We start from the raw sequence: 13,614 nt of genomic DNA on the forward strand, positions 1-13,614 counted from the left end.
CAGAGGCGCCCGGTGCGGAACCGGCTGTTCCGCTGATCTGTTATCCGAAGTCGTTGAGGAAGCAAAATCCAACATCTAAATTTATCCTGACACCATGAGAGCAGCTGCTAATGCACCAAAGAAGCAATTAAACGGCGCCCCGGATAAACCCGCGACGAAACGTATTTAAGATGTAAAAGGAGTTTTGGGTTAAAAACCCCAAGTGTTTGCACATTTGTTGCGCAGTTGCATCATTCGCTTGCGGGCATAAAACAACCGTCAACCTCACGACAACCAAAAGTTGAAACGCGCTACACAATTCCGTCGCCCAAACCGCAGGGCAGCAGGTAGCCGGGCACAGGACTCCTGCGTCAAAAAAGGCACGGCGTCTTTCCCTATCAGGTGCCCGGGCTGCGTATCGGATTTTGTATCAGATGAAGGTTAACCTCGATCACCCGAACATGCGGAAACCAGTAAGTCCGTTTGCCTATTAAACGCCCGAAGAAGTTTTGAATTGTCCGGGGTTCTCGTCGGCGAGGACGAAAAAATTGACTGAACAGTAAAAAAATGCTGCCATCTCGCCACACAGGAGAGAGATATGACCAAAAGAACATTAACGCGCAGAGTGCTGCTGGCTGCGGTAGCGGCGGCATCAACGTTGTATTCCACCGGACTGGCGGCGGCAGAAACAGTTAAGGTGGCGGCGATTTACACGCTGCCTGTGGAACAGCAATGGATCAGCCGTATCCACAAGGCCCTGAATACCGCGGCCGAGCGGGGCGACATCGAATACGTGTTCTCGGAAAACGTAGCGAACACCGATTATGAACGCGTGATGCGCGAATATGCCGAACAAGGTGCACAGCTGATCGTGGGCGAGGTGTTCGGCCTGGAACGCGCCGCGCGCAAAGTGGCCAAGGATTATCCCGATACGGCCTTTCTGATGGGCTCGTCCTTTGGCCCGGTGGCGCCCAACTTTTCGGTTTTCGACAACTGGATTCACGAACCCTCGTACCTGACCGGCATGGTGGCCGGGGCGGCCACTGAATCGAACGTGATCGGCATGGTCGGCGGCTATGCCATCCCCGAGGTTAACCGGCTGATGCACGCGTTCATGGATGGTGCGCGCGAGGTGAACCCGGATGTCACATTCCTCGTGACCTTCATCGATAGCTGGTATGACCCGCCCAAGGCCAAGGAAAGTGCCATCGCGATGATGGATGCGGGGGCGGACATCATGTACGCGGAACGCTTTGGCGTTTCGGATGCAGCAGTTGAACGTGGCGTGAAGGCCGTGGGCAATGTCATCGACACATCGGGCGACTACCCTGGCACGATTATGGCCTCGGCCCTGTGGCACATGGAACCGACCATCGACAAGGCCATCGACAATGTCGCCAACGGTTCGTTCGAGGCTGCGGATTACGGCCAGTACAGCTTTATGGGCTATGGCGGTGGTTCGATGGTTCTGGATGAAGAGCTGGTTCCGCCTGAGGTGATTGAAGCAGTGAACGCGCGTCAGGCCGAGATTCTGGACGGGCTGTTCCGCGTGAACGTCAACGATGACCGCCCGGTCTCGGACAACTGATCGTATTCGGGCCGGTCCCTGCGCCGGCCCGCTTTCCCAATGACCACAGTTTTAAAGCTCAACGGGTTGAGCAAACATTTCGGCCCGGTAATCGCCAATGATGATGTCAGCCTGACCCTGAACCGGGGCGAGGTTCTGGCATTGCTGGGCGAAAATGGCGCGGGCAAAACCACGCTGATGAATATGCTGTTTGGGCATTATCTGCCCGATTCAGGCTCGATCGAAGTGGCGGACAAAACCGGTGCATTGCAGCCGCTGCCGCTGGGCCATCCGCAGGTGGCGCTGGCTGCGGGCGTGGGCATGGTGCACCAGCATTTCACGCTGGCCGAGAATATCTCGGCACTGGACAACATCACCTTGGGGGCTGAACCCCTGTTTGCCCTGCGTCGCAACCGGCGCGCAGCGCGGCGCAGGGTTGAAGAGATCATCGCCCAAAGCGGTCTGACCGCGCCCTTGGATACACAGGTTGGACGGCTGTCGGTGGGGGAGCGTCAGCGGGTTGAAATCCTCAAGGCGCTCTATCGGCAGGCGCGGATTCTGGTGTTGGACGAACCCACCGCCGTTCTGACCCCGCAAGAGGCCGACACGCTGTTCGAAAATATCCGTATGATGACAGCCGAGGGGCTGTCGGTCATCTTCATCAGCCACAAGCTGCGCGAGGTTCTGGCCTTTTCCGATCGCATCGCCGTTCTGCGCCATGGCCGGAAAGTGGGTGAGATGGCGACGTCCGAGGCCGATGAAAAATCCATCGCCCGGATGATGGTTGGGGCGGATACACCGGAACTGGCGGGCGCTGCAATGGCGCCGGGCGCACCGGTCCTGTCCCTGTCGGGCGTGTCGGTCGCGGGCCGGTCCAAGCGCGATACGCTCAGCGGCGTTGATCTGACAGTGCACGCGCATGAAATCCTCGGGATCGCGGGGGTATCGGGCAACGGGCAGAGCGGGCTGGCCAATGTGATTTCAGGCCTGACACGCCCAAATCAGGGTCTAATACGGGTCAATGAGGTCAAAATCGACGCCCCCAGCCCTGCCGCGATGGTGCGGGCGGGCGTTGGTCGCATTCCGGAAGATCGCCATCACGAAGGCATCGTCGGCGCCATGAGCGTGGCTGAGAACATGATCATCGAACGGCTGGACGATGCAGACGTGCAGTCGCGCGGCCTTCTGCGGCGCGAGGCCATTGCAGAAAACGCCGATCGTCTGACCAAAGCGTATGACGTACGCGGACCGGGCGTTGAAGCCCCTGCGCGGCTTCTGTCAGGCGGCAATATCCAGAAACTCATTCTGGCGCGCGTGTTTGACCGCGCGCCGAACCTGATCCTTGCCAACCAACCGACCCGCGGCCTGGACATGGGAGCGGCAGCTGAGGTTGGACGTCGCCTGCTTGAGGCGCGCGAACGGGGCGCGGGCGTGGTTTTGATCTCCGAGGACCTCGACGAAATTCTGGGCCTTGCCGATCGGATCGTTGTGATCCGCGATGGTGAATTGCACGAGGCCCCCAGCCGTGATCGCGAACAGATCGGGCTGATGATGGCAGGAGAACCGGCATGATCCGCATCGAACCACGGCAAACCCAGTCGCGGGCCTTAACGCTGGGCGTTCCGATCCTGTCCGCTGTCATTGCTCTGGGCTTTGCTGCCATTCCCCTTCTGGCTGCCGGGGCCAACCCGATTGCAGCTTACGCCGAGATGTTTCGTGGCGTGTTTGGCTCTGTTTTTGCCTTTTCTGAGGTCCTGACCCGTGCCACGCCGCTGATTTTCACCGGTCTTGCCGCTGCTTTGGCGTTCCGCGCCAAGCTGTGGAATATCGGTGCCGAGGGGCAGCTCTATCTGGGTGCGATGGCTGCCGTTGCAATCGGCTCGGGGGTGTTGGACGTTTCGGGCATCCTGTTGCTACCCCTGATCGTCTTGCTTGGCGCGGCGGCAGGAGCAGCGGGGATGGTTGCGCCGACCTATCTGAAAACCCGCTTCGGCGCAGATGAGGTGGTGACCACGCTGTTGCTGAACTTCATCATCCTGATCTTTGTGCAGATGATGCTGGAAGGCCCGCTGCAGGACCCGATGAGCCTCGGCTGGCCGCAATCGGCCCCGGTTCTGGATCAGGGAATGCTGCCACCCTTGATGGATCGGATGCGGGTGCATTCCGGGCTGATTGTGGCTCTAATTCTGGCCGGATTGGCGCAATTCATGCTGGCACGCTCGGTTTGGGGGTTCCGGTTACGCGCAGTTGGTGAGAACGCTGCCGCTGCGCGCCATGCCGGGATCAACGTGAACCGCTCGCTGTTTGGCGTGGCCATCCTGTCGGGTGGACTGGCCGGCTTGGCCGGCGTCAGCGAGGTTGTGGGTTTGAAAGGTTATCTGACCGCCGATCTGTCGCCCGGCTTTGGTTACACCGGCATTGTGGTGGCGATGCTTGCGGGTCTGTCGCCGGTGGGCGTAGTGATCGCGGCGCTGTTCATTGCGTCCGTCTTCGTGGGCGCCGACAGCATGAGCCGCGCCATGGGCGTATCCTCTTTCCTGGCCGATCTGGTGGTGTCCGTTTCCCTGCTCTGCGTGCTGGTCGGTGGATTCTTTGCCCGCTACCGGATCGTTCGGGCCAGCGCCACGAGGGCGGCGTCATGATGGATATCGTCAACATCCTGCTGTCCGAGAGCTTCTGGGCCGCCTCCCTGCGCATCGCCACACCGCTGATCTTTGGTGTTCTGGGCGCGCTGATCTGCGAACGGGCGGGCGTGCTGAACCTCGGGATCGAGGGGATTTTCGTGGTCGGCGCCATGTGTGGCTGGATGGCGGTCTGGCTGGGCGCGGGCCTGTGGGGCGGGGTACTGGTTGCCGCTTTGGCCGGGGCGTTCTTTGGTCTGCTTCACGCGATCCTGACCGTGCCACTGGGGCTTTCCCAGCATGTCTCGGGGCTGGGGATCACGCTGTTTGCCACGTCGGTCAGTTACTACACCTATCGTACGGCGCTGCCGAACGTGTCTTCTCCGCCCCGGATCGAACCGTTTCAACCCTTGGACCTGCCAGTGTTGTCCGATATGCCTTTTTTAGGGTCTGTTTTATTCCAGCAAACGGCCCTGACATGGTTGGCGCTGCTGATGGTGGCAGTGGTCTGGTATGTGATGAACCGCACCGCTTTGGGTGTGGCGATCAAGGCCGTCGGAGACAACCCTGACAGCGTCGACGCACAGGGCTTGTCCGTCTACGGGTTGCGGATGGGGGCGATTGTCGCGGGCTCGTCCCTGATGGCGCTGGGTGGGGCCTTCCTGACCATGAGCGCCTTTGACGCCTTTTTCTTCGGCATGGTCAACGGGCGCGGCTGGGTCTGTATCGCTTTGGTGATCTTTGCCAGCTGGCGTCCGGGTAAAGCGTTGCTGGGCGCGTTGTTGTTTGGCGCCTTCGACGCGTTGCAGGTGCGTCTGCAGACCGAAATGGGCGCGCTGGTGCCCGGTCAGGTGTTCCTGATGGCGCCCTATATCCTGTCGATCATCGCGCTTGTCGTCGCTGCGCGGTCGGCGGATTATCCGCGTGCATTGCTCACCCCCTGGTTCAAAGGCCAACGATAGGAGCCTCCATGTTCGATCTGATCGTTAAGAATGCCACACTGCCCGATGGCCAGACCGGGGTGGATATCGCCTGTGCGGATGGCCGGATCGCCGCCATCGAACCCGGGATCACCGCCGAAGCGGGTGAAGTGATCGACGCGGAAGAACAGCTGGTCTCGCCACCTTTTGTTGATCCGCATTTCCATATGGATGCGACCCTTTCGCTGGGTACGCCGCGGATGAACGTTTCGGGCACCCTGCTGGAAGGGATTGCGCTGTGGGGAGAGCTTAAGCCGATCCAGTCGGTCGATGACATCGTCACCCGCGCGCTGCGCTATTGCGAATTGGCCGTGGCCAAAGGGATCGGCGCGATCCGCAGCCACGTGGACACCTGCGACGATGAGCTGAAGGGCGTGCAGGCCCTGTTGCAGGTGCGCGAACAGGTGAAGGGTTACCTTGACCTGCAACTGGTCGCTTTTCCGCAGGACGGCGTGTTGCGTGATCCGACAGCGATGCAGAACACCATCCGCGCACTGGATATGGGAGTGGATGTGGTTGGCGGTATCCCGCATTTCGAACGCACCATGGCCGACGGGGCCGAATCCGTGCGTCTGCTGTGTGAAATCGCTGCAGAGAGGGGCCTGATGGTCGATATGCATTGCGACGAAAGCGATGACCCGCTGAGCCGCCACATCGAGACTTTGGCCTATGAAACCCAACGTTTGGGTCTGAATGGCAGGGTCGCAGGGTCGCATCTGACCTCTATGCACTCAATGGACAACTACTATGTCTCCAAGCTGATCCCGTTGATGGTCGAGGCCGGGGTGCACGCGATCCCGAACCCTTTGATCAACATCATGCTGCAGGGGCGTCACGACACCTACCCCAAACGCCGCGGCCAGACCCGTGTGCGCGAGTTGCGCGATGCCGGGATCACGGTGGGCTTTGGCTCGGATTGCGTCATGGACCCGTGGTATTCACTGGGTAAGGCCGACATGCTGGACGTGGCCTTCATGGGGTTGCATGTGGGACAATTGTCCAGCCGTGCCGACATGGCGTGGTGTTTCGATGCAGTCACCGAAAACTCGGCCCGGATTATGGGGTTGGAGGGGTATGGTGTGGCCAAGGGCTGTGTCGCCAATTTCGTGCTGCTGCAGGCGACCGACCGGATCGAGGCGATCCGGCTGCGCGCTCATCGGTTGGCCGTGGTGCGCAAAGGGCGCGTGATTGCACGATCAAATCCGGTCATATGTGACCTGAGTCTGCCCACGGGGCAAAAAACACTGGACGAGGCGCGGGTGCCGTTTGCCTGATTCTTGTCGCGCGCCCCGGGTTTCCCTTGGGTCGCCGGGTTTATGTTCAATCTATTGTTGCAACGATCAAAATGATCTGGATGATCGGTTGCACCACGGTCGCAAAAAGCGGCTGGCCGTCGCAATGACGGCGCTAACAAAAAAACCGGGGAGACTAAAATGATCCTAAGAAACCTAATGATTGCTGCCAGCGCCACCGCGTTGATGGCGGCGGGCGCGTCGGCTGATACCCTACGCTGGGCGCGGGCGGGCGACTCGCTGACGCTGGACCCTCATGCGCAGAACGAAGGCCCGACGTCGGCGTTGGCGCACCAGATTATGGAAACGCTGGTGATGCGCGACCATTCCGGCGCGCTGGTACCGTCGCTGGCCACCGAATGGGCACCGTCCGAAGAAAACCCGAATATCTGGGTGTTCAAGCTGCGCGAAGGCGTGACCTTCCATGACGGGGCCGAGTTCGACAGCGAAGACGTCGTGTTCTCGCTGAACCGGGCGATGACGCCGGATTCCGATTACAAGGAACTTCTGGCCTCGGTGAAAGAGGTGCGCGCGCCGGACAAATACACCGTAGAGATTGAAACCGATGGCCCCAACCCGATCATGCCCAACAACCTGACCAACATGTTCATGATGGACAAGGGCTGGGCCGAGGCGAACAACGCCGTCAAGGTGCAGGACTATGAAGGTGGTGAAGACACATTCGCGGCAAAGAACGCCAACGGCACCGGTCCTTATAAGCTGGTCAGCCGCGAACCGGACGTGAAAACCGTTCTGGCCCTCAACGAAAACTACTGGGGCAAGGATGAGTTCCCGCTGGCCGTAACCGAGATCATCTATACCCCGATCCAGAACGCAGCGACCCGTGTCGCGGCCCTGCTGTCGGGTGAAGTTGATTTCATTCAGGACGTCCCCGTACAGGACCTTGAGCGCGTTGCCAGCGCCGACGGTCTGGACGTGCGCACAGCGCCGCAAAACCGGGTGATCTTTTTCGGTCTGAACATGGGTGACGCCGATCTGGCCAATGACAATGTCGACGGCAAGAACCCCCTGTCGGATGTCCGCGTGCGTCAGGCCATGTCCAAGGCGATCAACCGCGATGCGATCAAGCAGGTCGTGATGCGCGGCCAGTCGGCCCCGGCGGGTATGATTGCACCGCCCTTCGTCAATGGCTGGGATGAGGGCATGGACAGCTCCTCAACCACCGATATCGAGGGCGCCAAGGCCCTGATGGCCGAGGCCGGTTATCCAGACGGGTTCACCATCCAGCTGGATTGCCCGAATGACCGCTACATCAATGATGAGGCAATCTGTCAGGCCGCGGTCGGTATGCTGGCGCAGATTGGGATCACCGTGAATCTGGATGCCAAGCCCAAGGCGCAGCACTTCCCGCTGATCAACAACTTGGAAACCGACTTCTACATGCTGGGCTGGGGTGTTCCGACCTACGACTCGGAATACATCTTTAACTTCCTGGCGCATACCAAGGGTGAAAAATACGGTTCGTGGAACGGCACGCGCTACAGCAACCCGGAATTGGATGCCAGGATTCAAGGTCTGGCCTCGGAAACCAACCTGCCCGAGCGTGACAAGCAGATCGCTGAAATCTGGCAGGTTGTTCAGGACGAACAGCTGTACATCCCGATCCACCACCAAGTGCTGAACTGGGGGATGAAGTCCAACGTTGGTACCGTGGTCGAGCCGGAGGATTCGCCCAAGATCAAGTACTTCACTCTGAACTAAGCTATTCAGACCGGAAACTTGGCAGGGCGTGATCCTCACGCCCTGCCTTTTGCGTTATCCTTCAACACCGCCCCTTTGCGGCAGACACAGGGAGATTTCGCCATGATCCTCAGACACAGCGCCATCGGTCTGGCCATGCTTGCCGCCACCAGCGCGCAGGCGGTCGAGTTCACGTGGGCCTCGACCACCGATCCGCAGACGATGGATCCGCACGCAGTCAACTCGGCCCCGGTTCTGGGGTTTCTCAATAATGTCTACGAAGGGCTTGTGCGTCGCGACAAGGACATGCAGGTCGAACCAGCCCTGGCCATCAGTTGGGAGCCTATCGGCGATGGTGAAGGATGGCGGTTCAAACTGCGTGAGGGCGTGACTTTTCACGATGGCAGCACGTTCGATGCACAGGACGTGCAGTTCAGCTTTCAGCGCGCCTCGGGCGAGGCAGCCGACACCCGCAGCTGGTTTGCGCCGATCAGTGAGGTGATCGTGGTCGACGACTACACCGTTGATTTCATGACCACTGCCGCAAACCCTCTGTTCCCGTCCTCGATCGCCAACTGGATGATCATGGATCAGGGCTGGACCGAGGCCAATGACGCCGCCGTCCCCGACAAGGAAACCGGCAACCATGCGACGCTCAACGCCAATGGCACCGGCCCGTTCAAAGTCACCGCGCGAGAGCCGGGCCTGCGTACGGTGCTGGAACCGTTCGACGGCTGGTGGGGTGAGGTGGAACACAACATCACGAGCGCCGAATTCAGCCCGATCCAGAACCCCGCCACCGCCGTTGCAGCGCTGTTGTCCGGTGATGTGGACATGATCAATCCGGTGCCCATTCAGGACGTGGCGCGCCTGCAGGGCAATGACGAGGTGAACGTCATTCAGGGCATCGAGGCGCGCGTGATCATGCTGGGTTTTGATCATCAGGCCGAAACACTGAAATATACCGACGACGCAGGCAAACCGAACCCGTTTCGCGACCCGCGTGTGCGTAAAGCGGTGGCGCAGGCGGTGAATGTCGATGCCATTCTGGCCACCATCATGCGGGGTAATGCTGAAGCGGCCACGCAACTGGTGAGTCCGGCCATGAGCGGCTATTCCGCAGCCAACGCCGACCGCCCCGCCTTTGACGTCGAAGCCGCCAAGGCCCTGCTGGCCGCGGCGGGTTTTGCCGATGGCTTCTCCTTCGGCCTGAAATGCCCAAATGACCGCTATCTGAATGACGAGGCCGTCTGTCAGGCCGTGGTCTCCATGCTGGCCCAGATCGGACTCACCGCGGAACTGGACGCCATGCCTGTCCGAAACTACTGGCCCGAGCTGCGCGAGGACAACTACGACATGTACCTGCTGGGCTGGAGCCCCGGCACCTTTGACGCCGAGCATCCGGTGCGATTCCTTGTGGCGACCCCCAATGAGGAAAAGAAGCTGGGCAGTTGGAACTTCGGCGGCTTTTCGAACGCGCGTGCCGACGAGCTGCTGCCGATGATCCAGTCGGAAATGGACGTAGGCAAACGGCAGGCCATGCTGGACGAGATAGCTCAGATCGTTCAGGACGAACAGGTCTATGTGCCTCTGTATGTGCAGCCTCTGGTCTGGGGTACGCGCAGCAATGTTGATCTGACGCAGCGACCGGACGATTTCTTTCTGCTGCGTTGGGTGACGGTGAACTAACGGAACGTCGCGTCTTCCTGTTAGCGATACCTTGACCACCAGGTCAGAGGCGGCCTAGGAAGACCGATCAACGAGGGAAACGCATGTTCGCATATATCGTCCGAAGGATGTTCCAATCCGTGATCGTGCTGCTGGTCGTGGGTCTGGTGGCCTTTTCCATGTTCCGATTTGTCGGTGATCCGATCGACAACATGCTGGGGCAGGAACGCACGCAGGCCGACATAGATCGGTTGCGCACCGAGCTGGGTCTCGATCAGCCCTTTCCGGTTCAATACTTCAAGTTTTTGAAAGGCGCGGTGCAGGGCGATTTTGGCGTTTCGTACCGTCAGGGGCGTCCGGTCTCGACGATCCTGATCGAACGCGCCCCCGCCACGTTGGAACTGGCCTTTGTCTCGGGCTTTCTGGCCATCACCATGGGTATCGCGCTGGGCGTCTTTACGGCGATCCGACGACAAGGGGTGGCCGCGAATATCATCATGACCGTGTCCCTTCTGGGGGTGTCACTGCCGACCTTCCTGATCGGGATATTGCTGATCTATGTCTTTTCGATTGAACTGGGCGTCCTGCCCAGTTTCGGCAGGGGCGAGACGGTGATGATCGGCAGCTGGTCCACCGGGTTCCTGACGGCCTCGGGGCTCAAGGCGCTGATCCTGCCAGCGATTACGCTGGGCCTGTATCAGATGACACTGATCATGCGGCTGGTGCGTTCGGAAATGCTGGAAGTGATGCGTGCAGACTATGTCCGTTTCGCCCGAGCGCGCGGGCTATCGGACCGGGTGATCAACTTTCGTCACGCGCTGAAGAACACGTTGGTGCCGGTGATCACCATCACTGGCCTGCAGTTGGGCTCGATCATCGCCTTCGCCATCATCACCGAGACGGTGTTCCAGTGGCCCGGGGTCGGCCTGCTGTTCATCAACGCAATCCAGTTCGTCGATATCCCTGTCATGGCCGCTTACCTGATGCTGATTTCGGTCATGTTCGTGTCGATCAACCTGATTGTCGATCTTCTCTACTATGCCATTGACCCGCGTCTGCGTGTCGACGCGAGGGCTACATGACCGATACGACCGAAACTCCGTCAACCGCGCCCAAATCGCGTTTCGCCAAATTCTGGGACAGCGATTTCGCGTGGTCGTTCCGGCATTCTCCGGTGGCAATCGTCGCCTCGGTCGTGGTGGCGATTCTTGTGCTCGCGGCCGTCTTCGCGCCGCTGATCGCACCCTATAACCCGTTCGATCCGGCGACGCTGAACCTGATGAACGGGTTCACGCCACCGGGTACACCGAACGCCTTCACTCAGGAGACCTTCCTGCTGGGTACCGACGATCAGGGGCGGGATGTGTTCTCGACCATTCTCTACGGGCTGCGTATATCGTTGTTCGTTGGGGCCTCGGCGGTGGTGCTGGCGATGGTCATCGGCGTGATCCTGGGGCTGATGGCGGCCTATTATGGTGGTTGGGTCGAAACCATCATCATGCGGATCGCCGATGTGCAGCTGACCTTCCCGGCCATTCTGGTGGCGATGTTGATTTTCGGCATCGCCAAGGGGGTGACACCGCCCGAGTACCGCAATGCGATGGCAATCTACGTGCTGATTGTCGCGATTGCCCTGTCGGACTGGGTGCAGTTTGCTCGCGTCGTGCGGGGCGCAGCACTGGTCGAGAAAAACAAGGAATATGTTCAGGCCGCCCGGCTGATTGGCCGCGGTTCGATCCCGATCATGTTCCGCCACATCCTGCCGAATGTCCTCAGCCCGGTTCTGGTGATCGCCACGATTTCCTTGGCGCTGGCGATCATTGCCGAGGCGACGCTGAGCTTTCTGGGTGTGGGCGCTCCGCCGACTCAGCCCTCACTAGGTACACTGATCCGCATCGGGCAAGGCTTCCTGTTCTCGGGTGAGTGGTGGATCCTGTTCTTCCCGGCCTGCACCCTTTTGGCGCTGGCCCTGTCTGTGAACCTGCTGGGCGACTGGCTGCGCGATGCGCTGAACCCCAAGCTGCGGTGACTTCATGAGCCTTCTGACGATCAATGACCTGACGGTCGAATTCCCGACCCGCCGCAAGCTGTTCACCGCCGTAGACCATGTGGATCTGTCGGTGGAACCCGGTGAGATTCACGGCCTCGTTGGCGAATCCGGCGCGGGTAAATCCACGATCGGTGCCGCCATTATGGGGCTGCTGGACCGCCCCGGACGGATTGCCAGCGGCACCATCCGGCTGAGCGGCGATCAGATCAGCGGTCTGGATGCCGAGGCAATGCGCGGGCTGCGCGGCAAGAAGATCTCGATGATCTTTCAGGACCCGCTGACCTCGCTGAACCCTCTGTTTACCGTGCGCGAGCAATTGGTCGAAACCATTCAGGCCCATCTTGGTGGCTCGGACGCCGAGGCGAACAAGCGCGCCCGCGACCTGATCGATCGTGTCGGCATTCCCGATCCCGATACGCGGCTGGACCAGTACCCGCACCAGTTCTCTGGCGGGATGCGGCAGCGGGTGGTTATTGCGCTGGCGCTGTGTACCGAGCCGGACGTGATCATCGCGGATGAGCCGACAACGGCGCTGGATGTCTCGGTTCAGGCGCAGATTCTGGACCTGATCAAGGAACTGGCGCGCGAACGTCAGGTGGGCGTCATCCTGATCACCCATGATATGGGCGTAATCGCGGACACCACCGACAAGGTGACGGTGATGTATGCGGGCAAAGTGGTCGAATCCGGCCCGACCGCGCAGGTCATGGGTCGGCCCAGCCACGAATACACCAAATCACTGATCGCCGCTGTGCCGCGTCCGACGCTGAAGCTGCACCGCTTCCCGCAGATCAGCTATGGCGGGCGCGAGACCCGCTTTGCCATCGAGGATATGGCCCGCCACTGGCCGAAGGTGGATAATGACACCTCCAAACCGGTGTTCGAGATTCGCAACCTGACCAAGAAATTCCTGCAGCGCAAAGGCCTGATGCCGTGGGATCGCACCTATTTCACCGCTGTGGATGATGTCAGCTTTGACATTCGCGCGAGTGAGGTGTTCGGGGTCGTGGGCGAGTCCGGTTCGGGCAAATCCACTGTCGCCCGGATGATCGCGGGGCTTTACTCGGTCGATGGCGGCACCATCACGTTCGAGGGGCAGGTGGTCAGCGACCTGACCAACAAAGCCGCGCTGGATGCCTATCGCAAGAACATCCAGATGATCTTTCAGGACCCGTATTCGTCTCTGAACCCCCGGATGCGGGTCGACGACATTGTGGCCGAGCCAATCCGCCATCACCGGTTGATGGACGGGGCCGATATCAAGCGCCGCGTGGATGAACTGCTGGATCAGGTGGGGCTGGGCCATGAGGCTGGGCTGAAATATCCGCACGAATTCTCGGGCGGCCAGCGTCAGCGGATATCCATCGCCCGCGCGTTGGCGACACAGCCGCGTTTCCTGATCTGTGATGAACCCACCAGCGCATTGGATGTATCCATCCAGGCGCAGATCCTGAACATCCTGAAGGACCTGCAAGAGCATTTGGGGCTGACCCTGCTGTTCATCAGCCACGATCTGCCGGTGGTACGCCAGATGTGCGACCGGGTTGCGGTGATGAAGCAGGGTAAGGTGGTCGAGCTGCAAGATACCAACGCATTGTTCGCCAACCCTCAGACCGATTATGCCAGCGAATTGCTGCGGCTGATGCCCAGACTGGACGATCTGTCGACCGAAGGGCTGAGCGCTGAAGTCTGATTTTCAGGCATATGGGCGTACATAAACATTAATTTCGTCAAGCATTGCAGACTCAAGCGGCTC

Annotated in this window: 10 protein-coding genes; all 10 read left to right on the top strand. The window is 60.1% G+C overall.

Annotated features, from left to right (window positions below; genetic code table 11):
* The first annotated feature begins 577 nt into the window (after window positions 1-577).
* Complete coding sequence (locus ACR1XY_RS22125; protein ID WP_480596547.1) at window positions 578-1,567, top strand: BMP family protein; 990 nt, start codon at window positions 578-580, stop codon at window positions 1,565-1,567.
* Window positions 1,568-1,606: 39 nt separating this feature from the next.
* On the top strand, window positions 1,607-3,118 hold the full coding sequence (locus tag ACR1XY_RS22130; protein ID WP_480596549.1) for an ABC transporter ATP-binding protein: 1,512 nt from the start codon (window positions 1,607-1,609) through the stop codon (window positions 3,116-3,118).
* Window positions 3,118-4,188, top strand: a complete 1,071-nt coding sequence (locus ACR1XY_RS22135) for an ABC transporter permease (protein WP_480596578.1) — start codon at window positions 3,118-3,120, stop codon at window positions 4,186-4,188. The genes ACR1XY_RS22130 and ACR1XY_RS22135 overlap by 1 nt, the downstream gene beginning before the upstream one ends.
* The gene (locus tag ACR1XY_RS22140) at window positions 4,188-5,129 is read left to right on the top strand and encodes an ABC transporter permease (RefSeq protein WP_480596580.1); all 942 of its coding nucleotides are present in this window, start codon (window positions 4,188-4,190) and stop codon (window positions 5,127-5,129) included. Before ACR1XY_RS22135 ends, ACR1XY_RS22140 begins: the two co-directional genes overlap by 1 nt.
* A gap of 8 nt (window positions 5,130-5,137) precedes the next feature.
* On the top strand, window positions 5,138-6,421 hold the full coding sequence (locus ACR1XY_RS22145; RefSeq protein WP_480596551.1) for an amidohydrolase family protein: 1,284 nt from the start codon (window positions 5,138-5,140) through the stop codon (window positions 6,419-6,421).
* A gap of 159 nt (window positions 6,422-6,580) precedes the next feature.
* Window positions 6,581-8,161 (top strand): ABC transporter substrate-binding protein, encoded by a 1,581-nt coding sequence (locus ACR1XY_RS22150; RefSeq protein ID WP_480596553.1) that lies wholly within the window; start codon window positions 6,581-6,583, stop codon window positions 8,159-8,161.
* A gap of 102 nt (window positions 8,162-8,263) precedes the next feature.
* The gene (locus ACR1XY_RS22155; protein WP_480596555.1) at window positions 8,264-9,829 is read left to right on the top strand and encodes an ABC transporter substrate-binding protein; all 1,566 of its coding nucleotides are present in this window, start codon (window positions 8,264-8,266) and stop codon (window positions 9,827-9,829) included.
* Window positions 9,830-9,912: 83 nt separating this feature from the next.
* Window positions 9,913-10,890: an ABC transporter permease gene (locus tag ACR1XY_RS22160; protein WP_480596557.1), complete on the top strand. Its 978-nt coding sequence runs from the start codon at window positions 9,913-9,915 to the stop codon at window positions 10,888-10,890.
* Window positions 10,887-11,837: an ABC transporter permease gene (locus ACR1XY_RS22165; protein ID WP_480596559.1), complete on the top strand. Its 951-nt coding sequence runs from the start codon at window positions 10,887-10,889 to the stop codon at window positions 11,835-11,837. Before ACR1XY_RS22160 ends, ACR1XY_RS22165 begins: the two co-directional genes overlap by 4 nt.
* 4 nt (window positions 11,838-11,841) lie before the next feature.
* Window positions 11,842-13,551 (top strand): ABC transporter ATP-binding protein, encoded by a 1,710-nt coding sequence (locus ACR1XY_RS22170; RefSeq protein WP_480596561.1) that lies wholly within the window; start codon window positions 11,842-11,844, stop codon window positions 13,549-13,551.
* The last annotated feature ends 63 nt before the right edge of the window (window positions 13,552-13,614 follow it).

It is taken from the genome of Ruegeria sp. AD11(2025) (assembly GCF_056542405.1).

Coding starts and splice junctions, on each gene's coding strand:
- ACR1XY_RS22125 (WP_480596547.1), top strand. CDS start 578: ATGACCAAAAGAACATTAACGCGCAGAGTGCTGCTGGCTGCGGTAGCG.
- ACR1XY_RS22130 (WP_480596549.1), top strand. CDS start 1,607: ATGACCACAGTTTTAAAGCTCAACGGGTTGAGCAAACATTTCGGCCCG.
- ACR1XY_RS22140 (WP_480596580.1), top strand. CDS start 4,188: ATGGATATCGTCAACATCCTGCTGTCCGAGAGCTTCTGGGCCGCCTCC.
- ACR1XY_RS22145 (WP_480596551.1), top strand. CDS start 5,138: ATGTTCGATCTGATCGTTAAGAATGCCACACTGCCCGATGGCCAGACC.
- ACR1XY_RS22150 (WP_480596553.1), top strand. CDS start 6,581: ATGATCCTAAGAAACCTAATGATTGCTGCCAGCGCCACCGCGTTGATG.
- ACR1XY_RS22155 (WP_480596555.1), top strand. CDS start 8,264: ATGATCCTCAGACACAGCGCCATCGGTCTGGCCATGCTTGCCGCCACC.
- ACR1XY_RS22160 (WP_480596557.1), top strand. CDS start 9,913: ATGTTCGCATATATCGTCCGAAGGATGTTCCAATCCGTGATCGTGCTG.
- ACR1XY_RS22165 (WP_480596559.1), top strand. CDS start 10,887: ATGACCGATACGACCGAAACTCCGTCAACCGCGCCCAAATCGCGTTTC.
- ACR1XY_RS22170 (WP_480596561.1), top strand. CDS start 11,842: ATGAGCCTTCTGACGATCAATGACCTGACGGTCGAATTCCCGACCCGC.